This window comes from Acidovorax sp. GW823-FHT02H02 (assembly GCF_058797075.1).
In genome coordinates this window covers 78,269-101,025 of record NZ_JBXAJH010000017.1, presented here as the reverse complement: position 1 = coordinate 101,025, position 22,757 = coordinate 78,269, and the positions used below count along the sequence as shown (strand labels likewise).

Sequence of the window (22,757 nt, the reverse complement as noted above, 5' to 3'; positions counted from 1 at the left end):
TATTTTCAGCCTGCACGGGGTGCGACACGTGAGCAACCGTACGGGCGGGCCCACCGCTATCGGGCGGGGCTGAACAGATCGACGCGGTCGGTGATGATGCCATCGGTTCCCAGGTCGATCAGGCGTTGGGCAGCCCACTCGTCGTTCACCGTGTAGCTCAGGGCACGCAGGCCGAGTGCATGTACTTGTGCCACCAGGGCTGCATCCCACAGTGCGTGGTTGCACACCAGCGCCTGGCAGCCCAGTTGCTGCGCCAGGTCGAGGCAGCCCGGCTGCAGGGTGTCGATCAGCAGGCCGCGCGGCAACTGCGGCGCAGCGGCCTGGGCCGCCGCCAGCGCATCGGGCCGGAACGAGGTGAGCAAGGGCGCAATGGCTGTGGCGGGCCAGATGCGTGCCAGCAGCTCGGCCACGGCGCGGCCGGTGGCGGCTTCGGTGCCGGGCGTGGGCTTGATCTCCACATTCAGGCAGAAATGGTTGGCCAGGCACCAGCGCGCCAGCGCTTCCAGCGTGGGCAGGCTCTCACCTGCACCGGCGCGCGAATGCCAGCTGCCTGCATCCAGCTGCGACAGGGCAGACCAGGGCAGCTCGCCGCCCGTGCCGTGGCCGTTGGTGGTGCGCTGCAGCGTGGCATCGTGCAGCAGAAACAGCACGCCATCGGCGCTGAGCTTGGCGTCGCATTCGAACATGCGGTAACCGTATTGCGCGCCCAGTCGGAATGCCGACATCGTGTTTTCGGGCGCCAGCTTGCCGGCGCCACGGTGGGCGATCCAGCGGGGATAGGGCCAGGGGTTCTCCATGGGCTGCATCCGTCGGGGCAGGTCAGAGGCGCTTGCCGGACTGGGCATCGAACCAGTGCAGGCGGTCTGCGCGCGGCGTGATGTGGATGGTGTCGCCTGCCTGGGGCGAGGCGCTGCCTTCGTCAATGCGCACGATCAGGTGGTCGCCGCCCATGGTGGCGTAGACCAGGCGCTCGGCGCCCAGCAGTTCGACCGTGTCCACGCGCACCTCCCAGCCGGTGGCGGTGATGTCCAGGTGCTCGGGGCGAATGCCCAGAATGGCGCCGGGCTTGCTGTTGCGCGCGTGGCGCAGCAGGTTCATGGGCGGAGAGCCGATGAAGCTGGCCACAAAGATCGATGCCGGCGTGTGGTAGACCTCTTCGGGCGTGCCGAACTGCTCCATGTTGCCGGCGTTCATCACGATCATGCGCTGCGCCAGCGTCATGGCCTCGACCTGGTCGTGGGTGACGAACAGGCTGGTGATGCCCAGCTCGCGGTGCAGCTTCTGGATTTCGATGCGCGTCTGGGCGCGCAGTTTGGCGTCGAGGTTGGACAGCGGTTCGTCGAACAAAAACACCTGCGGCTGGCGCACGATGGCCCGGCCCATGGCCACGCGCTGGCGCTGGCCGCCCGACAGCTCGCGCGGCTTGCGTTCGAGCAGGTGGCCCAGTTCCAGGATCTTGGCGGCCTTGTCCACGCGCGTCTTGATCTCGTCCCGGGGCACGCTGGCGATCTTGAGACCGTAAGCCATGTTGTCGAACACGCTCATGTGCGGATACAGCGCGTAGTTCTGGAACACCATGGCGATGTCGCGCTGCGCGGGTTCGAGGTTGTTGACCACGCGCTCGCCGATGGAGATCGTGCCGTCGGTGATTTCTTCCAGGCCGGCCACCATGCGCAGCAGCGTGGATTTGCCGCAGCCCGAGGGGCCGACGATGACGACGAATTCGCCGTCGTGGATCTCGGCGTTCACGCCGTGGATCACCGGGTTGGCCTTGGGGCCGTGGCCGTAGCGCTTGATGATGTTGCGAAGGGTGATGGATGCCATATTTGCTATTGAATGAACAGCTGCAAGCGCTTTCTTCATAAGCGTTGCAGGTGGTTTTGACGCTTATTTCTCGGTATCTACCAGGCCCTTGACGAACCACTTCTGCATCAGGATGACGACGGCTGTGGGCGGCAGCATGGCCACGATGGCGGTGGCCATCACGATGTTCCAGTCCACGGCGGCCTCTCCGCCGGCCAGCATGCGCTTGATACCGATCACCACGGGGTACATGTCTTCCGTGGTGGTCATCAGCAGGGGCCAGAGGTACTGGTTCCAGCCGTAGATGAACTGGATCACGAACAGCGCGGCAATCGAGGTGCGCGACAGCGGCACCAGCACGTCCTTGAAAAAGCGCATCGGGCCTGCGCCATCCATGCGCGCGGCTTCCACCAGTTCGTCGGGCACCGTCAGGAAGAACTGGCGGAACAAGAAAGTGGCAGTGGCCGAGGCGATCAGCGGCAGCGTGAGGCCCGCGTAGCTGTTGAGCAGGCCCAGGTCGGCGACCACCTTGTAGGTGGGCAGGATGCGCACTTCCACGGGCAGCATCAGCGTCACGAAGATGGCCCAGAAGCACAGCATCTTGAACGGGAAGCGGAAGTACACGATGGCGAACGCCGACAGCAGCGAAATCGCGATCTTGCCCACGGTGATGACCATGGCCACCACGAAGCTCACCCACATCATGTGCAAAACGTTGGTGTTGGAGCCCAGCTTGCCCGAGCCGAGCAGCGCGGCGCGGTAGTTGTCCCACAGGTGGGCACCGGGCAGCAGCGGCATGGGCGACTGCACGATGGCGTCGGCCGTGTGGGTGGATGCGATCAGCGCCAGGTACAGCGGAAAGGCCACGATGGCCACGCCGAGGATCAGCACGGCGTGGGACAGGAAATTGAGCCAGGGATTGCGGTCAACCATGGGGCCTCAGTATTGGACTTTTTTCTCGACGTAGCGGAACTGCACCACGGTGAGCGCCACCACGATGCACATCAGGATCACCGACTGGGCGGCCGAGCCGCCCAGGTCCAGCGCCTTGAAACCGTCCTGGTACACCTTGTAGACCAGGATGGAAGTGGACTGGCCGGGGCCGCCCTGGGTGGCCGCGTCGATGATGCCGAAGGTGTCAAAGAACGCGTAGACGATGTTGATCACCAGCAAAAAGAACGTGGTGGGCGACAGCAGCGGCAGCTGGATGTTCCAGAACCGGCGCCAGGGACCCGCACCATCGATGGATGCGGCCTCGATCAATGCCTTCGGTATCGATTGCAGGCCCGCCAGGAAGAACAGGAAGTTGTAGGAAATCTGCTTCCACACCGAGGCGATCACGATAAGCGCCATGGCCTGCCCATCGTTCATCATGTGGTTCCAGTTGTATCCCAGTGCGCCCAGGTAGTAGGTGACCACGCCAATGGAGGGCGAGAACAGGAACACCCACAGCACGCCCGCAATCACCGGCGCCACTGCATAGGGCACGATGAGCAAGGTCTTGTAGACCAGGGCAAAGCGCACGATGCGGTCGGCAAAGATCGCCAGCGCGAGCGACACGACGATGCCGATGCCCGCCACCAGCACCGAGAACACGGCCGTGCGCTGGAAGGAGTCGAGGTACGAGGGGTTGTCCACCAGCTGGCGGAAGTTGTCCAGCCCCACCCACTCGGTGCTCATGCCGAAGGCGTCCTCCATCTGGAAGGACTGGATCACGGCTTGGGCGGCGGGCCAGAAGAAGAAGATGCCGATGATGAGCAGCTGGGGGGCAATCAGTACCCAGGGCAGCCAGGCCGAGCGGAAAAGTACGCGTTTTTCCATGACGGTCACAAACAAAAAAACCGCCGGTGCAGGGCTGCAACCGTCGGGAAAGGTGAAGCGGCCCCCAGTTTCGGGGCCGCAGAGGCAGGGCAGGCACCCAGTGGCGCCCGGCCCCTGATCTTATTGCTTGTACGAGCGCTCGAAGCGGGCCAGCAGCTCGTTGCCGCGGCTCACGATGGCGTCCAGGGCTTCCTTGGCCGTCTTCTTGCCGGCCCACACCTGTTCCATTTCCTCGTCCTCGATGGTGCGGATCTGCACGTAGTTGCCCAGGCGGATGCCGCGCGAGTTGTCGGTCACCTTGCGCACCATCTGGTTCACGGCCACGTCGGTGCCGGGGTGCTTGGCGTAGAAGCCGGACTTGTCCGTCAGCTCATAGGCGCCCATGGTGATGGGCAGGTAGCCCGTGCGCTGGTGGCTGGCGGCCTGCACCTTGGTCTGCGACAGGAATTCGAAGAACTTGGCCACGCCCTTGTATTCCTCGGGCTTCTTGCCGGCCATGACCCACAGCGAGGCGCCGCCGATCACGGTGTTCTGCGGCGCGCCCTTCACGTCGGGGTAGTAGGGCATGGGGGCCAGGCCGTAGGCGAACTTGGCGTTCTTGGCCACGTCGCCATAGAAGCCCGACGAGGTCTGGATCATGGCGCATTCGCCGGCGGTGAACGAAGCCTGTGCCGCGGAGCCGCGGCCCTTGTACAGGTACTCGCCCGCCTTGGCGGCCTTGGCCAGGTTGTCGATGTGCCGCACGTGCAGCGGCGAGTTGATCTTCATGCGGGCCTTGTGGCCATTGGCGCTCAGGCCGTTCTTTTCGGTGGCGAACTCGACGTTGTGCCAGGCGGAGAACGACTCCAGCTGGGTCCAGCCGTTCCAGGCCAGCGTCATGGGGCAGCTGTGGCCGCTGGCCTTGAGCTTCTTGGCGGCTTCGAATACTTCGGGCCAGGTGGCGGGGGCCTTGTCGGGGTTCAGGCCGGCCTTCTTGAAGGCGTCCTTGTTGTAATAGAAGATGGTGGTGGAGCTGTTGAACGGGAAGCTCAGCATCTGGCCATTGGGGGCCGTGTAATAGGCCGCCACGGCGGGGATGTAGGCCTTGGGGTCGAAGTCGGCGCCGGCGTCCTGCATCACCTTGGCCACGGGCACGGTGGCGCCCTTGCTGGCCATCATGGTGGCTGTGCCCACCTCGAACACCTGCAGGATGTGCGGTGCGTTGCCCGAGCGGAAGGCCGCAATGGCGGCGGTCATGCTTTCGTCATAGGCCCCCTTGAAGGTGGGCACCACCTTGTATTCCTTCTGGCTTTCATTGAACTGCCGGGCCAGGTCGGTGACCCACTCGTTGTTCACGGCCGTCATCGAATGCCACCACTGGATTTCGGTCTGTGCTTGGGCAGAAACGCACACGGTGGTGGCAAGTGCGGCGGTCAAGGCCAGGTGCTTGAATTGCATGAATACTCCTCCAGGATGACGAAGACATAAAAGGACCATGCTAGGTAGCCCCTGTGTCAGTGGTGTGTCGTTGTCGCACAGGCCATTTACCCCGACAACCGGGGAAACCCGTTGCGTGTTCGTGGTGGTGCCGCCTTGTGACCGTCATGTAACAAATTGCGCGAATTCACCGTTGGTATCAAGGCCATTGCGGGCAGGGTGGCGGTTTTTTGTGCGATGCATCATGCTTGGTGCCTTGCCGGATTGCAGCGCCTCGTGCCCATGCAAGCCAGGTCTTTTCTCCATCCTCACTTCGCCATGGCCACCACTTCTCTGGACAAAAGCAAGATCAAATTCCTGTTGCTGGAGGGCATCCATGCGTCTGCAGTGGATGTGATACGGGCGGCGGGTTACAGCCAGATCGAGACGGTGTCTGGGGCGCTTGCCGATGACGACCTGCGCCGCAAGATCGCGGACGCCCATTTCGTGGGTATCCGCTCGCGCACCCAGCTGACGCAGGAGGTGTTTGCCCACGCGCCCAAGCTGGTAGCGGTGGGCTGCTTCTGTATTGGTACCAACCAGGTGGACCTGAACGCTGCGCGCGAGCGCGGCATTGCGGTTTTCAATGCGCCTTATTCGAACACCCGTTCGGTGGCCGAGCTGGTGCTGGCCGAGGCCATCCTGCTGTTGCGCGGCATCCCCGAAAAGAATGCGGTGGCGCACCGGGGCGGCTGGCTCAAGTCGGCCGACAACGCGTACGAGATCCGTGGCAAGACGCTTGGTATCGTGGGTTATGGCTCCATCGGCACGCAGCTGTCGGTGCTGGCCGAGGCGCTGGGCATGCAGGTGGCGTTTTTTGATGTGGTCAACAAGCTGCCCCTGGGCAATGCGCGCCAGGTGCAGCGCCTGCACGACTTGCTGGGTCAGAGCGACATCGTGAGCCTGCATGTGCCCGAGCTGCCGTCCACCGAAGGGATGATTGGTGCGGCTGAAATTGCGGCCATGAAGCCCGGCGGCATCCTCATCAACGCAGCGCGCGGCACGGTGGTGCAGATCGAACCGCTGGCCGAGGCGCTGAAGGCCAGGAAGCTGCTGGGCGCCGCCATCGACGTGTTCCCGGTCGAGCCGCGCACCAACAAGGACGAATTCGTGTCGCCCCTGCGCGGGTTCGACAACGTCATCCTCACGCCCCACATCGGCGGCTCGACCATGGAAGCGCAGGCCAACATCGGCCTGGAGGTGGCGGAAAAGCTCGTGAAATACAGCGATAACGGCACCAGCATCTCGTCGGTCAACTTCCCCGAGGTGGCGCTGCCCGCGCACCCTGGCAAGCACCGCCTGCTGCACATCCACCGCAACGTGCCGGGCGTGCTGTCCGAGATCAACCGCATCTTCTCGGACAACCAGATCAACGTCTCGGCGCAGTACTTGCAGACCAACGAGCAGATTGGCTATGTGGTGATCGATATCGACGCCGCTTCGTCCGATCTGGCGCTGGACAGGCTGGCCCAGGTGCCCGGAACACTGCGCAGCCGCGTGCTGTTCTGACGCCGCCGAGCGGCATCGCCCGGCCGTTTTGGCGTCGTGTGGCCTCCCCCTGCCCGGCAAGGCGCAGGCCGGTGGCTTAAAATCACGCCCCCACCCCAGGTAGACCCCCATGAATGTACCGATCGCGTTGGCGGCCTTGCAGACGCAGGCCGCCGAGCCTGCCCGACTGCGTGAAATTCCCTATAACTACACCTCGTTCTCCGACCGGGAGATCGTGATCCGCCTGCTGGGGGCGCCCGCCTGGGAGGTGCTCGATCAGCTGCGCAACGAGCGCCGCACGGGCCGCTCGGCCCGCATGCTGTACGAGGTGCTGGGCGATATCTGGGTGGTGCAGCGCAACCCCTACCTGCAGGACGACCTGCTGGACAACCCCGCGCGCCGCAAACTGCTGGTCGATGCACTGAACCACCGCCTGGGCGAGATCGACAAGCGCCGCACGCCCGACGACGACGCCGAGCGCGACCGCCTGGTGGGCGAGCTGGCGCAGGCCGCGCGCCGCGCGGTGGCGCAGTTCGATGCCACGTTCGAACAGGCCGCCACCCTGCGCCGCCAGATCCAGAAGACCCTGGGCCGCCTCACGGCCCGCGACAACATCAAGTTCGATGGCCTCTCGCGCGTCTCGCATGTCACCGATGCCACCGACTGGCGCGTCGAATACCCGTTTGTCGTGCTCACCCCCGACACCGAGGCCGAAATGGCGCACCTGGTCAAGGGCTGCATCGAGCTGGGCCTGACCATCATCCCGCGCGGGGGCGGCACGGGCTACACCGGCGGCGCGATCCCGCTGACGTGGAAGAGCGTGGTCATCAACACCGAAAAGCTCGAAGCCATGACCGAGGTGGAGATGCGCCGCCTGCCGGGCCTGGACCGCGAGGTGGGTACGGTGTGGACCGAAGCCGGTGTGGTCACCCAGCGCGTGGCCGATGCCGCCGAGCGCGCAGGCTTTGTGTTTGCCGTGGACCCGACCAGTGCCGAGGCCTCGTGCATCGGCGGCAACATCGCCATGAACGCCGGTGGCAAGAAGGCCGTGCTGTGGGGCACGGCGCTCGACAACCTGGCCAGCTGGCGCATGGTGACGCCCGAGGCACAGTGGCTGGAAGTGACCCGCCTGGACCACAACATGGGCAAGATCCATGACGTGGAGACCGCCACTTTCGAGTTGCAGTATTTCGAGGCCGACGGCAGGACGCCCGTGCGCACCGAGCGTCTGGCCATTCCGGGCAAGACCTTCCGCAAGGAAGGCTTGGGCAAGGACGTGACGGATAAGTTCCTCTCGGGCCTGCCCGGCATCCAGAAGGAGGGCTGCGACGGCCTCATCACCAGCGCGCGCTGGGTGGTGCACCGCATGCCCGAGCACACGCGCACCGTGTGCCTGGAGTTCTTTGGCAACGCCAGGAACGCCGTGCCCAGCATCGTCGAGATCAAGGACTTCATGTTCGCCGAGCAAAAGCGCAGTGGCGTTTTGCTGGCCGGCCTGGAGCATCTGGACGACCGCTACCTGAAGGCCGTCGGCTACACCACCAAGAGCAAGAAGCACGGCGGCGGCCTGCCCAAGATGGTGCTGTTCGGCGATATCGCGGGCGACAACGCCGACGACGTGGCGCGCGTGACCAGCGAGGTCGTGCGCATTGCCAATTCGCGCAGCGGTGAAGGCTTCATCGCCATCAGCCCCGAGGCGCGCAAGAAATTCTGGCTCGACCGCAAGCGCACGGCGGCCATCAGCCGCCACACCAACGCCTTCAAGATCAATGAAGACGTGGTGATCCCGCTGCCACGCATGGCCGAGTACACCGACGGCATCGAGCGCATCAACATCGAGCTCTCCCTGCGCAACAAGATCAAGCTGTGCGACGCGCTCACGGACTTCTTCGAGCGCGGCAACCTGCCGCTGGGCAGGCACGACGACGCGAGCGAAATCCCCTCGGCCGAACTGCTGGAAGACCGCGTGGCCCAGGCCCTGGCCCTGGTGGCCGAGGTGCGTGCGCTGTGGTCCGGCTGGCTGCAGAACGTGGAAACCCTGTTTCCGCAGCTGCAGGACCACACCCTGCGCGCGAGCTGGAAAACCCAGCTGCGCGCTCCGCTGCAGGGCATCTTCTCGGGCGCGGCATTCCTGCCCATCCTCGACGAAGCCACCACCATCCACAAGCGTGTGCTCAAGGGCCGCGTGTGGGTGGCCCTGCACATGCACGCGGGCGACGGCAACGTGCATACCAACCTGCCGGTCAACAGCGACGACTACGAAATGCTGCAGACCGCGCACCAGGCGGTCGAACGCATCATGGTGCTGGCGCGCAGCCTCGATGGCGTGATCTCGGGTGAGCACGGCATCGGCATCACCAAGCTGGAGTTTCTGACCGACGACGAACTGCGCCCGTTTGCGCAGTACAAGCAGAAGGTGGACCCGCAAGGGCGTTTCAACAAGGGGAAGCTGCTCCGAAATCAGGAGCTTTCAGCGCTGGATGGGCAGGCGAAAGAGGCCAGTTCGGCCTCCAATCCACTGCTGCATGCCGATCTGACCAACGCCTACACGCCCAGCTTTGGCCTGATGGGCCACGAGTCGCTGATCATGCAGCAGAGCGACATCGGTGCGATTGCCGATTCGGTCAAGGACTGCCTGCGCTGCGGCAAGTGCAAGCCCGTGTGTTCCACGCATGTGCCGCGCGCCAACCTGCTGTACAGCCCGCGCAACAAGATCCTGGCGACCTCGCTGCTGGTCGAGGCGTTTTTGTATGAAGAGCAGACCCGCCGGGGCGTGAGCATCAAGCACTGGCAGGAGTTCGAGGACGTGGCCGACCACTGCACGGTGTGCCACAAGTGCGAGAGCCCCTGCCCGGTGAAGATCGACTTCGGCGACGTCACCATGAACATGCGCAACCTGCTGCGCAAGATGGGCAAGAAGAGCTTCCGGCCCGGCAACGCGCTGGCCATGACCATGCTCAACGCCACCAACCCCGACACCATCAAGCTGCTGCGCACGGCCATGGTGGGTGTGGGCTTCAAGGCCCAGCGCATGGCGGTGGACCTGCTGCGCAAGGTGTCCCGCAAGCAGACGGCCAAGCCGCCTGCCACGGTGGGCACGGCGCCGATCAAGGAGCAGGTGATCCATTTCGTCAACAAGAAGCTGCCGGGTGGTCTGCCCAAGAAAACCGCGCGTGCGCTGCTGGACATCGAGGACAAGGACTACGTTCCCATCATCCGCAACCCGCAGGCCACCACGGCCGAGACCGAGGCGGTGTTCTACTTCCCCGGGTGCGGGTCGGAGCGCTTGTTCTCGCAGGTTGGCTTGGCGACCCAGGCCATGCTGTGGCACGCGGGCGTGCAGACGGTGCTGCCGCCGGGCTACCTGTGCTGCGGCTACCCGCAGCGCGGCAGCGGCCAGTTCGACAAGGCCGAGAAGATGATCACGGACAACCGCGTGCTCTTCCACCGCGTTGCCAACACGCTCAACTACCTGGATATCAAGACCGTGGTGGTGAGCTGCGGCACCTGCTACGACCAGCTGCAGGGCTACGAGTTCGACAAGATCTTCCCGGGCTGCCGCATCATCGACATCCACGAATACCTGCTCGAAAAAGGCATCACGTTGCCCGCGGGCCAGGGCGGCTACCTGTACCACGAGCCCTGTCACAACCCCATGAAGCAGGGCGACTCGATGAAGACCGTGCGCGCCCTGGTGGGCGACAAGGTGCTCAAGAGCGAGCGCTGCTGCGGCGAATCGGGCACGCTGGGCGTGACGCGGCCCGACGTGTCGACCCAGGTGCGCTTCCGCAAGGAAGAGGAAATCCGCAAGGGCGAAGCCCAGCTGCGCGCCAGCGGCGCCGTCGGCGCGCAGGACAACATCAAGATCCTGACCAGCTGCCCGAGCTGCCTGCAGGGCATCACGCGCTACGGCGACGACCTGCAGACCGGCCTGCTTGAAGCCGACTACATCGTCATCGAGATGGCCCGGCAGATCCTGGGCGAGAACTGGCTGCCCGAATACGTGCAGCGTGCCAACCAGGGCGGCATCGAGCGGGTCCTTGTCTGATGGCCTGCCCCTTGTGCGCCGAAGACGGTGGCGCCTTGATCTGGCGCGGCGAGCGCCTGCGTGTCATCCGTGCGCAGGAGCCAGGGTTTCCCGCCTTCTACCGCGTGGTCTGGAACGGGCATGTGGCCGAGTTCTCGGACCTGGCCGCCGCCGACCGCGTGCATTGCATGGAGGCGGTGACCGTGGTGGAGCTGGCGCTGCGCCAGCACCTGTCGCCGACCAAGGTCAACATCGCGGCGCTGGGCAACATGGTGCCGCACCTGCACTGGCATGTGATTGCGCGGTTTGACTGGGACAGCCACTTTCCGGCGCCCGTTTGGGCGGCTGCGCAGCGGCCCAGCCCGGCGGCGCAAGAGGCGGCCGTGCAGGCGCTGCTGCCAGCGCTGGAAGCGCACCTGCAGTCGCAACTGGCGCAGTGGGCCACCCGGTAACCCCGCATGCAGAGTGCGCCCACGCGGGTGGGACAATCGCAGCCGTCGTTTCTGACAACAGTTTTCTCACAGGTGATTCCATGGCAGGTTTGAAAGCGGGCGCCCCCACGCCACAGGCACTCACGGTGCACGAGACATCGCGGGTGCTGGAGGTGGGCTTTTCCGATGGCGCCACGTTCCGCATTCCATTCGAGCTGATGCGCGTGTACTCGCCGTCTGCAGAGGTGCAGGGGCACGGCCCGGGCCAGGAGGTGCTGCAGACGGGCAAGCGTGACGTGGCGCTGGTCAATCTGGAACCCGTGGGCAACTACGCCGTCAAGCCCACGTTCTCCGATGGACACGACAGCGGCATCTTCACCTGGGACTACCTCTACGAGCTGGGCCAGCAGCAGGATGCGCTGTGGGCGCAGTACACCGAACGCCTGGCCGCCGCCGGCGTGGACCGCGATGCGCCCATGGCGCCCAAGGGTGGTGCGGGCGGCCATGCGTGTGGCAGCCACTGAAGGCTGGCGGGCTGCCGTACCAGCGGAGCTTGCCCCTGTGGATCAGTCTGCTATTTAAAATGTAGCTATTGGCGCTTTATAAATGAGCGTTTTCGGCCATTTTTGTTGAAATGGCATTGTCTTAATTGCGACAGATGCCCCAAGTCAGTGCGGGGTTGTCGCTGTACCTCTGGCGTTCACGCGCCTAGCATGATTCTTATGAGCACCACGCATTTCGGTTTCCAGTCGGTGGACGAGCAGGACAAGGCGCGCCGCGTGCGCGGCGTGTTCGACTCCGTGGCCTCCAAGTACGACGTGATGAACGACCTCATGTCGGCGGGCCTGCACCGCGCCTGGAAGGCCTACACCGTGATGGTGGCCAACCTGCGCGAAGGCAGCCAGGTGCTGGACATTGCCGGTGGCACGGGCGATCTGGCGCTGGCGTTCTCCAGGAAGGTGGGCACATCGGGCCGCGTGGTGCACACCGATATCAACGAAGCCATGCTGCGTGTGGGGCGCGACCGCCTCATCGATGCGGGCGTGGTGTTGCCCACGCTGGTGTGCGATGCGGAAAAGCTGCCTTTCCCCGACGCGCATTTTGACGTGGTGAGCGTCGCTTTTGGCCTGCGCAACATGACGCACAAGGACCAGGCGATCGCTGAAATGTGCCGTGTGCTCAAGCCCGGCGGCAAGTTGCTGGTGCTGGAATTTTCCAAGGTGGCCCAGCCACTCACCAAGGTGTACGACTGGTATTCCTTCAAGGTGCTGCCCCGGCTGGGCAAGCTGGTGGCCGGCGACGATGCCAGCTACCGCTACCTGGCGGAGTCCATCCGCATGCATCCGGGGCAGGAAGAGCTCAAAAGCCTCATGCAGAAAAATGGCTTTGGGCATGTGGACTATCACAACATGACGGGGGGCATTGTGGCCTTGCATGTTGGAATCAAGTGCTGAGCAGATTCCGAGCGCTTCGCTCGGAATGAATTAACGGAGACGGAGAAATCATGATGAAACTGTGGTCTGTGGTGTTGGTGGCGATGCTGGCGTTTGCGCATGCCGATGCGGACGCCCGCCGCATGGGTGGTGGCAAATCGGTGGGCAAGCAGTCCAGCAACGTGACCCAGCGCGAGTCGGCCACGCCGCCTGCAACGCCGGGCGCACCGGCGCAGACGGCCACCAACACAACGGCTGCCAAGCCGGCTGCCGCCGCGGCACCGGCCGCAGCCACCAAGAAACCCTGGGGCGCCATGCTGGGCGGCCTGGCTGCCGGCCTGGGGCTTGCCTGGCTCGCCAGCTCCCTGGGTTTGGGTGAAGGCTTCGGCAATATCCTGATGATTGCCTTGTTGGCCATGGCCGCTTTCGCCGTCTTCAAGATGGTGATGCGCGCCCGCAGCGGCGGTGGAGCTGGCGCCGTGGCTGGCGGGGCTCCGTTTGCCTTCCAGGGTGCCGGTGCCGCAACGCCTGCAGCAGCGCAAGTGCCCCCCCAGTACAGCCCCGACAAGGTGGGTAACGATGCCTCGGCCCGGCCTTGGGAGCGCGGCGGCATGGCGTTCGATGCCTCGCGGCAACAGCAGGGCACGGGCACGATGATCGGCTCGGCTCTTTCGGGTTCGCAAAACTGGGGCATTCCAGATGGATTCGACACCGACGGTTTCCTCACGGCGGCCAAGCGCAATTTCGTCACGCTGCAGGCCGCGTGGGACCGCTCCGACATCGCCACGCTGCGCTCGATGATGACTGACGGCATGCTCGATGAAATTCGCACCCAGCTGACCGAGCGCGAATCGCACCGGGGCGACCAGCCCAACCACACCGATGTGGTCATGATCGATGCCCAACTGCTGGGCATCGAGGAACTGGACGACGGCTACATGGCCAGCGTGGAGTTCTCGGGCATGATCCGCGAAGAACCCTCGGCCGGGCCTAGCCCCTTCCGCGAGGTCTGGAACATGACCAAGGCCAAGACGGGCGCCAGCGGCTGGCTGGTGGCGGGCGTGCAAGCACTGCAGTAAAGCGTCAGGGCTTCCCGGTTCAGGGAATAATCGGGGACTATGGCAACACAGTCCCCTTTTTCATTTCTGGATGGTCTCCTTGACCGCGTGGCCGCCGGCCCGCAGCCACCGCAGTGGCTGGTGCACGAGGTGCAGCAGCGCCTGGTCCTGTTTCTCAACCATGTGTTGATGCAGGAAAAGGAGGCCATGGACCGCCTGGTGCGCCAGCGCGGCCGCGTGGCGCGCGTGCAGTGGCGCTCGTATTCGATGGCCTTGCTGGTCACGCCGGCGGGCTTGTTCAATCTGGCACACGAAGGTGCAGCCCCCGATCTGCAGCTGGAAGTGACCGAGCCCTCTCCCCTGGCACTGGCCAGCGTGGCGCTGCGGGGCGACAAGCCGGCCATCCGCATCGAGGGCGATGTGCAGCTGGCGGCCGAGATCAACTGGCTGGTCGATCATGTCCGCTGGGATATCGAAGAAGATGTGGCCCGCCTGATTGGCGATGCGCCCGCGCACACGCTGGGCCAGGTGGTTCGCAAGGCAGCGCTGGCGTTGCGCCAGTTCGTGGGCACGCGCATGGCGCCCATGGCCAGCACCCCGGCACCGGCCGCTGCCACGCCTGCGCCCGCGTCACCGCCGGGCCATGCTGACCGGACCGCTCCATGAGCCGTTTTTTGCGGGGTGCCACCATCGTCTGGGTGGTGTTCCGGTATGGGCTGGATGGCTTGGTGCTGGACAGCTTCCAGAAGCCCTGGCTGCGCTGGCTGTCGCGCCTGCTTTCGGTCGGCCGTAATCTGGATGCGCCGCGCGGCCAGCGCCTGCGCGAAGCGCTGGAGCGGCTGGGGCCCATCTTCGTCAAGTTTGGCCAGGTGCTTTCGACCCGGCGCGACCTGCTGCCCGCCGACATGGCCGACGAGTTGGCGCGCCTGCAAGACCGCGTGCCGCCTTTCGATCCAGCCATCGCCATGGCCACCATCGAGCGCGCGTTCCGCCGGCCGGTGGACGAGGTGTTCGTGGCATTCGATCGCACGCCGGTGGCCAGCGCGTCGATTGCCCAGGTGCATTTCGCCACCCTGCGCGACCGCGCAGGCGTCGAGCGCGAGGTGGCCGTCAAGGTGCTGCGCCCGGGCATGCTGCCGGTGATCGAGAAAGACCTGGGCCTCATGCGCATGATGGCGGGCTGGGTGGAGAGCCTGTCGGCCGACGGCAAGCGCCTCAAGCCCCGCGAGGTGGTGGCCGAGTTCGACAACTACCTGCACGACGAGTTGGACCTGGTGCGCGAGGCGGCCAACGCCGCGCAATTGCGCCGCAACATGGCTGGCCTGGATCTGGTGCTGATCCCGGAAATCTTCTGGGATTTCTGCCACCCCGAGGTCATGGTGATGCAGCGCATGAATGGCGTGCCCATCAGCCAGGTCGAGCGTCTGCGCGATGCGGGGGTCGATATTCCGAAATTGGCCCGCGATGGCGTCACGATCTTTTTCACCCAGGTGTTTCGCGACGGCTTCTTTCATGCCGACATGCACCCGGGCAACATCCAGGTGAGCCTGGAGCCGGCCACATTCGGGCGCTATATCTCGCTCGATTTCGGCATCGTGGGCACCCTGACCGAATCCGACAAGGAATACCTGGCGCAGAACTTCGTGGCCTTCTTCCGCCGCGACTACAAGCGTGTGGCCGAGCTGCACATCGAAAGCGGCTGGGTGCCGCGGGAAACCCGCGTCAACGACCTTGAATCGGCCATCCGCGCCGTGTGCGAGCCGTATTTCGATCGGCCACTCAAGGAAATCTCGCTGGGCATGGTGCTGATGCGCCTGTTCCAGACGTCCCGGCGCTTTCAGGTCGAAATCCAGCCCCAGCTCGTGCTGCTGCAAAAGACCCTGCTCAACATCGAGGGCCTGGGCCGCCAGCTCGATCCGGAACTCGATCTCTGGAGCACCGCCAAACCCTTCCTGGAAAAGTGGATGCTCGAGCAGATGGGCCCGCAGCGCCTGTGGCGCGAACTGCGGGCCGAGGCGCCGCACTATGCCAAGCTGGTTCCAGAGCTGCCGCGCCTGCTGTATGACTATCTGAGCCGGCGGCCGGCAGAGTCGCACGGTGCCTTGCGCGACTTGCTGGAGGCGCAAAAGCGCACCAACCGCCTGTTGCAAAGCATCATCTACGGTGGCCTGGGCTTTGTACTGGGGCTGCTGGTGATGCAGCTGATGGTCAGGATCCGGTTGTTCTGACGCGGACGGGGTCCGTTTCCTTTTTCTTTTTTTCCTACTGTTCGCGACATCGAGGAGCATGCCGTGCTGTTGACCCTGGTTATCGTCTATCTCCTGATCACCATCGCCATTGGCCTGGTGGCTGCCAAGCGGGTCAAGAACGCCGCCGATTTTGCGATTGCCGGGCGCCATCTGCCGCTGTACATGATCGTCACCACCACGTTTGCCACCTGGTTTGGTTCGGAGACGGTGCTGGGGATCCCGGCCAAGTTCATCGAGGGCGGACTGGGCAATGTGGTCGAAGACCCCTTCGGGGCGGGGTTCTGCCTGATTCTGGTGGGGCTGTTCTTTGCGGGCAAGCTCTACCGCATGACGCTGCTGACCATCAGCGACTATTACCGCGAGCGCTATGGCCGCGCGGTGGAGGTCGTGTGCTCGCTGATCATCATGCTGAGCTACCTGGGCTGGGTTTCGGCCCAGGTCACCGCCTTGGGACTGGTGTTCAATCTGCTGTCCGGCGGTGCCATCAGCATCCCCATCGGCATGACGATCGGGGTGGTGTCCATCCTGGCCTACACGCTGTTCGGCGGCATGTGGTCGGTGGCCGTGACGGACTTCATCCAGATGATCATCCTGGTGGTGGGGTTGATGGTGATCGCCGTGTTTGCCGGCAACATGGCCGGCGGGGCCGACAAGGTCATCGAACTGGCCGCGAGCCGCGATTTGTTCCGCTTTCTGCCGGAACCTCAATTCCACGACATCGTGTTCTTCATCGCGGCCGGCATCACGATGATGTTTGGCTCGATCCCCCAGCAGGACGTCTTTCAGCGCGTGATGTCGGCCAACAACATCCGGGCCGCCACGCGCGGCCCCGTGATTGGTGGCATCTGCTACATCCTGTTTGCCTTTGTCCCGATGTTTCTGGTGGCCAGCGCGCTCCTCATCATGCCCGCCGAGACCGCAGCGCTGCTCAAGGACGACCCGCAAAAGGTGCTGCCCACGCTGGTGCTGAACAAGATGCCCTTTGTCATGCAGGTGCTCTTTTTTGGCGCGCTGCTGTCGGCACTCAAGTCCACCGCGTCGGCCACCCTGCTGGCGCCCAGCGTGACGTTTACCGAGAACATCTGGCGCCAGTTCCGTCCGCATGCCTCCGACAGGCAGCATTTGCGCACCATGCGCATCACCACGCTGGTGTTCAGCGGCCTGGTGCTGGCCTATGCCATCCGCATGGAGGGCACTTCCATCTATGAGCTGGTCTCCGGCGCCTACCAGGTGCCGCTGGTCGGCGCCTTTGTGCCGCTGGTGTTTGGCCTGTACTGGAAGCGGGCCACCACCCAGGGGGCGGTTTTTGCCATCGTGCTGGGCCTGCTGACCTGGCTGCTATTTCTGGCAACTCCGGCCGGCCAGGTGTTTCCGGCGCAGCTGGCCGGTTTGCTGGCAGCGCTGGCGGGCATGCTGGCGGGCTCGCTGGGCCCGCAGGCCGTGCGCAACAGCCATGCCGGGCACCATCGCATGGTGGGAGTGGAATGAGCCAGGGGTGTTGAAGAAAGCGCTGCCGCCTATAATTGAAGGTTTTGCACTTTCCCCCAACACTCTCGTCATGCCTATATACGCCTACAAATGCGGCTCCTGCGGCCATGCCAAGGATGTGCTGCAAAAAATCTCGGACCCTCAGCTCACGGTGTGCCCCGCGTGCGGCGCCGAAACCTTCTCCAAGCAGGTGACGGCCGCAGGTTTCCAGCTCAAGGGCTCCGGCTGGTATGTGACGGATTTTCGGGGTGGCAACAGTGGCACCTCTGCCCCCGCCACCGATGCGAAGGGCGATGGCCAGGGTGCCGCTGGTGCTTCGGCTTCCGCGCCCGCCGCAGCCGATACCGGTGCCGCCAGGAAAGAGGCTGCCAGTGCAGCCCCGGCCACCACGGCTGCCAGCGCCACCACTACTGACTGAGTCCTTCAATGTCCGCTTTGCGCAAATGGCTGTTCACCGGCCTGCTGGTGATTGTTCCGGGGGTGATCACCATCGCGGTGCTCAACTGGATCGTGGGCACACTCGACCAGACCCTGCAGATCCTGCCCGGTGCCTGGCAACCCGACAAGCTGCTGGGATTCCATATCCCGGGCTTTGGCGTGCTGCTGACCCTGCTGATCCTGCTGGTGGTGGGGGCGACGGCCAGCAACTTCGCCGGGCGCAAGCTGGTGCAATGGGGCGATGCGCTGGTCAGTCGCATTCCGGTGGTGCGATCCATCTATTCGAGCGTCAAGCAGGTCTCCGACACGCTGTTTTCCGAAAGCGGAAACGCCTTTCGCACCGCCGTGCTGGTGCAATGGCCCCGTGAAGGGGTCTGGACCGTCGCCTTCGTCACGGGCACTCCCAGCGGCGAAGTGGCGGCGTATCTGCGCGATGAGTTCGTCAGCGTGTATGTGCCCACCACCCCCAATCCCACCGGTGGGTATTTCGTGATGGTGCGCAAGAGCGACTGCGTCGAACTCGACATGAGCGTGGATGCAGCGCTCAAATACATTATTTCGATGGGCGTGGTCGCTCCGTCCGACCCCGCCCTTGCCCCTGTCTCCTCCAAGTGAGTCTCTCTTAATGCGCCACAGCGGCGCTGGAAGTTTTGCCATGGCCATGCGTTCCCACTATTGCGGTCTTGTGACCGAAGCCCTCCTGGGCCAAACCGTCACCCTGTCGGGCTGGGTCAACCGCCGCCGCGACCATGGCGGTGTGATCTTCATCGACCTGCGCGACCGCGAAGGCTCGGTGCAGGTGGTCTGCGACCCCGACCGCGCCGAGATGTTCAAGACCGCTGAAGGCGTGCGCAACGAATTCTGCGTGCAGGTCAAGGGCCTCGTGCGTGCGCGCCCCGAGGGCACGACCAATGACAACCTCCAGAGCGGCAAGATCGAGGTGCTGTGCCACGAGCTGAACGTGCTCAACCCTTCGGTCACGCCTCCGTTCCAGATCGACGAGGAAAACCTGTCGGAGACCACGCGCCTCACGCACCGTGTGCTCGATCTGCGCCGCCCCTACATGCAGAACAACCTGATGCTGCGCTACCGCGTGTCCATGGAAGTGCGCAAGTTCCTCGATGCCAACGGCTTCATCGACATCGAAACCCCCATGCTCACCAAGAGCACGCCCGAAGGCGCACGCGACTACCTCGTGCCCAGCCGCGTGCATGACGGGCATTTCTTTGCGCTGCCCCAGTCGCCCCAGCTGTTCAAGCAGCTGCTGATGGTGGCGGGTTTTGACCGCTACTACCAGATCACCAAGTGCTTCCGCGACGAAGACCTGCGCGCTGACCGCCAACCCGAGTTCACGCAGATCGATATCGAGACCTCGTTCATGGACGAGCAGGAAATCCGCGACCTGTTCCAGGGCATGATCAAGACGGTGTTCCAGAACACGCTGGGCGTGGACCTGGGCGAATTCCCCGTCATGACATACCAGGACGCGGCCCACCGCTTTGGCTCCGACAAGCCCGACCTGCGCGTCAAGCTCGAATTCACCGAGCTGACCGACGTGATGAAGGACGTGGACTTCAAGGTGTTCTCGGGCGCGGCCAACATGAAGAACGGCCGCGTCGTGGCCTTGCGCGTACCCGGCGGCTCCCAAGAGAACGGCGGCATCAGCCGCGGCGAGATCGACGCCTACACCGAATTCGTCAAGATCTACGGTGCCAAGGGCCTGGCCTACATTCGCGTCAACGAGCTGGCCAAGGGTCGCGATGGTCTGCAGTCACCCATCGTGAAGAACATCCACGATGTGGCTCTGGCGGAAGTCCTCAAGCGCACCGGCGCACAAGACGGCGACCTGATCTTCTTCGGTGCCGACAAGGAAAAGATCGTCAACGACGCCATCGGCGCGCTGCGCATCAAGATCGGCCACAGCGAGTTCGGCAAGAAGAACGGCCTGTTTGACGACCGCTGGGCGCCGCTGTGGGTGGTGGACTTCCCCATGTTCGAGCACGACGAGGAAAACGACCGCTGGGTTGCCGTGCACCATCCCTTCACCGCCCCCAAGGACGGCCATGAGGACTACATGGTCACCGCGCCCGAGAAGTGCATTTCCAAGGGCTACGACATGGTGCTCAACGGCTGGGAAATGGGTGGCGGCTCCGTCCGTATCCACCGCGCCGACGTGCAGCAAAAAGTGTTTGATGCCCTCAAGATCACGCCCGAGGAAGCGCAGCAGAAGTTCGGCTTCCTGCTCGACGCCCTGCAGTACGGCGCGCCACCGCACGGTGGCCTGGCCTTTGGCTTGGACCGCATCGTCACGCTGATGACCGGTGCCGAGTCGATCCGCGACGTGATCGCCTTCCCCAAGACCCAGCGCGCCCAGTGCCTGCTGACCCAGGCGCCGTCCATCGTCGATGAAAAGCAGCTGCGCGAACTGCACATCCGCCTGCGCAACCCCGATGCCGTGAAAGCGGACTGAGCTGCCGGACTTTGTGCAAAATTCAGGGGCGCCTTCGGGGCGCCCTTTTTCTTGGGGAGACCAGATGGCCACGCGCCCCAGTCCTTGGATCCACAGTGCAGGCGCTGCGATGCAGGGGCCGAGCTTGCCGGAGCCGACGTTCAAGATCCCCCAGTCGGTGCTGGTGGTGATCCACACGCCGGCGCTCGAAGTGCTGCTGATCCGCCGCGCGGTCGATGCGCCCGATGGCCAGGCATTCTGGCAATCGGTCACCGGCAGCAAGGACAGCCTGCAAGAGAGCTGGCACGAAACCGCTGTGCGCGAGGTGTGGGAAGAAACCGGTATCCGCGCGGATGCCCCCGGGTGTACGCTGCGCGACTGGGGCCTGGAAAATGTGTACGACATCTATCCGCAATGGCTGCACCGCTACGCGCCGGGGGTGGGGCGCAACACCGAGCATCTGTGGGGTCTGCAGGTGCCTGCCGCCCTGCCGGTGGTGCTGAGCCCGCGCGAGCACCAGGACTGGGCCTGGTGGCCCTGGCGCGAGGCAGCCGATCGCTGCTACTCGCCGTCCAATGCCGAGGCCATTCTGTTGCTGCCACAATTTGCCCTGCCATGAACCCATCGCCCCACGTTTCCGACATTCTGCGTGTCGCCACCTACAACATCCACAAGGGTGTGCAGGGCATAGGCCCGGCGCGCCGCCTGGAGATCCACAACCTGGGCCTGGCGGTGGAGCAGCTCGATGCCGACATCGTCTGCCTGCAGGAGGTGCGCAAGTTGCACCGCCGCGAAGCCGCGTATTTCCAACGCTGGCCCGATGTGCCGCAGGCCGAATACCTGGCGCCCGAGGGCTACGAGGCAATCTACCGCACCAACGCCTTCACCAAACATGGCGAGCACGGCAACGCGCTGCTGTCGCGCTGGCCGGTGATCGGGCACCAGCATGAAGATATCTCCGACCACCGCTTCGAGCAGCGCGGCCTTCTGCATGTGGAAGTGGACGCGCATGGCCGCCGCGTGCATGTGATCGTGGTGCACCTGGGGCTGATTCCCGGCAGCCGCGTGCGCCAGGTCGAGCGCCTGCAGCAGTTCGTCGAGCGCGAGGTGCCACCGGGCTCGCCCGTGGTGGTGGCGGGAGACTTCAACGACTGGGGGCTGCAGATCAAGCGCATGCTGGCGGGCTTTGGCCTGTATGAGTTTGATGCGCCGCGCGCCTTTACCTACCCCGCCCGGCTGCCGCTGGTGCAGCTGGACCATGTCTATGTGCGCGGGCTGTCGCCCATCGGGCTGCATGTGCCGCGTGGGCGCATCTGGTGGCGCATGTCCGACCATCTGCCGCTGATTGCCGAGTTCAGACTTTGAGCGGCCGATGAAGCGGGTGGCCGATTTCGCCAAAGACCACCGGGTGCGCCTGCTGCAGGGAGCGCAGGAACTGTTTCCGGCCCTGATCGAGGCTATGGATGCGGCGTTTTCCGATATCCAGTTCGAGACCTACATCTTTGATTGCACCGGCGCGGGCGCGCAGGTGGCCGAGGCGCTGATCCGCGCCGGGCAGCGCGGCGTGCGCACCCACCTGGTGGTGGATGGCGTGGGCACCGGGCCACTGCCCAAGGCCTGGCAGCAGCGCCTGCGGGCGGCGGGTGTGCAGGTGCGGGTGTATTCGCCGCTGGGGCCGCTGGGGCTGCTGCTGCCCAACCGCTGGCGCCGCCTGCACCGCAAGCTGTGCGTGGTCGATGGCCTGCTGGTGTTTTGCGGCGGCATCAATGTGCTGGACGACCTGTACGACCCCAACCATGGCGAGCTGGATGCGCCGCGGTTTGATTTTGCCGTGCAGGCCACCGGTTCCCTGGCGGGGCAGGCCAGCCAGACCATGGAGCGCCTGTGGTGGCGCCTGCAGGCGGTGCGCGACGTGCGCCTGCACCGTTTGCCGCAGGCCGTGCGCGACCTGCGGGCCGCCAGTGCCACCCGGCACGCCGCGCAGCACGACCCGGACGCACCCGGCATGCGGGCGGCGCTGGTGCTGCGCGACAACGTGCGCAACCGCAGCCGCATCGAGAAGGCCTACCGGCGCGCCATTGGCGCCGCGCGCCACGAGATCATCATCGCCAACGCCTATTTCGTGCCCGGCGGCAAACTGCGCCGCGCCCTGGTCCTGGCGGCCCGTCGGGGTGTGCGCGTGCAGCTGCTGCTGCAGGGACGCTACGAATATTTCATGCAGTACCACGCGGCGCGGCCGGTGTATGGCGCGCTGCTGGCGGCCGGGGTGGAGATCCACGAATACGAGCCCAGCTTCCTGCACGCCAAGGTGGCGGTGATCGACGCCCACGGCGACAAACCCTGGGCCACGGTGGGCTCGTCCAACCTCGATCCTTTGAGCCTGCTGCTGGCGCGCGAGGCCAATGTGGTGGTCGAAGATGCCGCCTTTGCCGTTGACCTGCGCCAGCGCCTGGTGCATGCCATGCAGCATGCCGGGCGGCGCATGGACCCGGCCCGCTATGCCGGCCGCCCCCTGCGCCAGCGTGTGCTCGACCGCGTGGCCTTTGGCCTGATGCGCCTGGCCCTGTGGATCACGGGGAACCGGTACTGAGCGCATACGTATTGGTTTGCTATTGAA

20 protein-coding genes are annotated in these 22,757 nt (G+C 64.7%); 15 read left to right on the top strand and 5 right to left on the bottom strand.

The window, feature by feature from the left end; translation table 11 throughout:
* Positions 1-56 precede the first annotated feature (56 nt).
* The 5 genes from ugpQ to ugpB form a co-directional block, all read right to left on the bottom strand.
* Positions 57-797 (bottom strand): glycerophosphodiester phosphodiesterase, encoded by a 741-nt coding sequence (gene ugpQ / locus AC1RDS_RS17310; RefSeq protein WP_431603989.1) that lies wholly within the window; start codon positions 795-797, stop codon positions 57-59.
* 22 nt (positions 798-819) lie between these two features.
* Complete coding sequence (locus AC1RDS_RS17305; RefSeq protein WP_348682959.1) at positions 820-1,824, bottom strand: sn-glycerol-3-phosphate import ATP-binding protein UgpC; 1,005 nt, start codon at positions 1,822-1,824, stop codon at positions 820-822.
* A 63-nt stretch (positions 1,825-1,887) separates the two neighbouring features.
* Positions 1,888-2,736, bottom strand: coding sequence for a sn-glycerol-3-phosphate ABC transporter permease UgpE (ugpE, locus tag AC1RDS_RS17300; RefSeq protein WP_092700845.1), 849 nt, complete (start codon positions 2,734-2,736; stop codon positions 1,888-1,890).
* Positions 2,737-2,742: 6 nt separating this feature from the next.
* Positions 2,743-3,624 carry a sn-glycerol-3-phosphate ABC transporter permease UgpA gene (gene ugpA, locus AC1RDS_RS17295; RefSeq protein ID WP_092700881.1) on the bottom strand — a complete coding sequence of 294 codons (882 nt, stop codon included), beginning with the start codon at positions 3,622-3,624 and terminating at the stop codon, positions 2,743-2,745.
* A gap of 120 nt (positions 3,625-3,744) precedes the next feature.
* Complete coding sequence (ugpB, locus tag AC1RDS_RS17290) at positions 3,745-5,061, bottom strand: sn-glycerol-3-phosphate ABC transporter substrate-binding protein UgpB (RefSeq protein ID WP_092700848.1); 1,317 nt, start codon at positions 5,059-5,061, stop codon at positions 3,745-3,747.
* 297 nt (positions 5,062-5,358) lie between these two features.
* Here ugpB and serA point away from each other — a divergent pair, with 297 nt between their 5' ends.
* From serA to clsB, 15 genes are all read left to right on the top strand, one after another.
* Positions 5,359-6,588, top strand: coding sequence for a phosphoglycerate dehydrogenase (gene serA / locus AC1RDS_RS17285; protein ID WP_348682962.1), 1,230 nt, complete (start codon positions 5,359-5,361; stop codon positions 6,586-6,588).
* A 109-nt stretch (positions 6,589-6,697) separates the two neighbouring features.
* Positions 6,698-10,615 (top strand): DUF3683 domain-containing protein, encoded by a 3,918-nt coding sequence (locus AC1RDS_RS17280; protein ID WP_092700851.1) that lies wholly within the window; start codon positions 6,698-6,700, stop codon positions 10,613-10,615.
* The gene (locus tag AC1RDS_RS17275) at positions 10,615-11,046 is read left to right on the top strand and encodes an HIT family protein (protein ID WP_092700854.1); all 432 of its coding nucleotides are present in this window, start codon (positions 10,615-10,617) and stop codon (positions 11,044-11,046) included. Before AC1RDS_RS17280 ends, AC1RDS_RS17275 begins: the two co-directional genes overlap by 1 nt.
* Before the next feature lie 80 nt (positions 11,047-11,126).
* Positions 11,127-11,549 carry a gamma-butyrobetaine hydroxylase family protein gene (locus AC1RDS_RS17270; protein WP_092700857.1) on the top strand — a complete coding sequence of 141 codons (423 nt, stop codon included), beginning with the start codon at positions 11,127-11,129 and terminating at the stop codon, positions 11,547-11,549.
* 198 nt (positions 11,550-11,747) lie between these two features.
* The gene (gene ubiE / locus AC1RDS_RS17265; protein WP_287879284.1) at positions 11,748-12,479 is read left to right on the top strand and encodes a bifunctional demethylmenaquinone methyltransferase/2-methoxy-6-polyprenyl-1,4-benzoquinol methylase UbiE; all 732 of its coding nucleotides are present in this window, start codon (positions 11,748-11,750) and stop codon (positions 12,477-12,479) included.
* 50 nt (positions 12,480-12,529) lie between these two features.
* A complete protein-coding gene (locus AC1RDS_RS17260) occupies positions 12,530-13,537 on the top strand; it encodes a Tim44 domain-containing protein (protein WP_287879286.1) in 1,008 nt (335 codons plus the stop codon).
* 39 nt (positions 13,538-13,576) lie between these two features.
* On the top strand, positions 13,577-14,182 hold the full coding sequence (locus tag AC1RDS_RS17255) for a hypothetical protein (protein ID WP_348682966.1): 606 nt from the start codon (positions 13,577-13,579) through the stop codon (positions 14,180-14,182).
* On the top strand, positions 14,179-15,744 hold the full coding sequence (gene ubiB / locus AC1RDS_RS17250) for a ubiquinone biosynthesis regulatory protein kinase UbiB (RefSeq protein ID WP_348682968.1): 1,566 nt from the start codon (positions 14,179-14,181) through the stop codon (positions 15,742-15,744). The genes AC1RDS_RS17255 and ubiB overlap by 4 nt, the downstream gene beginning before the upstream one ends.
* 63 nt (positions 15,745-15,807) lie before the next feature.
* Positions 15,808-17,253 (top strand): high affinity choline transporter 1, encoded by a 1,446-nt coding sequence (locus AC1RDS_RS17245; protein WP_092700872.1) that lies wholly within the window; start codon positions 15,808-15,810, stop codon positions 17,251-17,253.
* Between the two features lie 70 nt (positions 17,254-17,323).
* Entirely contained in the window at positions 17,324-17,671 is a 348-nt protein-coding gene (locus tag AC1RDS_RS17240) for an FmdB family zinc ribbon protein (protein ID WP_092700875.1), read from the top strand.
* Between the two features lie 8 nt (positions 17,672-17,679).
* Positions 17,680-18,306 carry a DUF502 domain-containing protein gene (locus AC1RDS_RS17235; protein ID WP_026437179.1) on the top strand — a complete coding sequence of 209 codons (627 nt, stop codon included), beginning with the start codon at positions 17,680-17,682 and terminating at the stop codon, positions 18,304-18,306.
* A 40-nt stretch (positions 18,307-18,346) separates the two neighbouring features.
* Positions 18,347-20,161 (top strand): aspartate--tRNA ligase, encoded by a 1,815-nt coding sequence (gene aspS, locus AC1RDS_RS17230; RefSeq protein WP_287878936.1) that lies wholly within the window; start codon positions 18,347-18,349, stop codon positions 20,159-20,161.
* Positions 20,162-20,270: 109 nt separating this feature from the next.
* Positions 20,271-20,759, top strand: coding sequence for a dihydroneopterin triphosphate diphosphatase (gene nudB / locus AC1RDS_RS17225; protein WP_287878941.1), 489 nt, complete (start codon positions 20,271-20,273; stop codon positions 20,757-20,759).
* Positions 20,756-21,505, top strand: coding sequence for an endonuclease/exonuclease/phosphatase family protein (locus AC1RDS_RS17220; RefSeq protein WP_092701715.1), 750 nt, complete (start codon positions 20,756-20,758; stop codon positions 21,503-21,505). Before nudB ends, AC1RDS_RS17220 begins: the two co-directional genes overlap by 4 nt.
* 7 nt (positions 21,506-21,512) lie before the next feature.
* The gene (gene clsB, locus AC1RDS_RS17215) at positions 21,513-22,730 is read left to right on the top strand and encodes a cardiolipin synthase ClsB (protein ID WP_092701718.1); all 1,218 of its coding nucleotides are present in this window, start codon (positions 21,513-21,515) and stop codon (positions 22,728-22,730) included.
* Positions 22,731-22,757 lie beyond the last annotated feature (27 nt).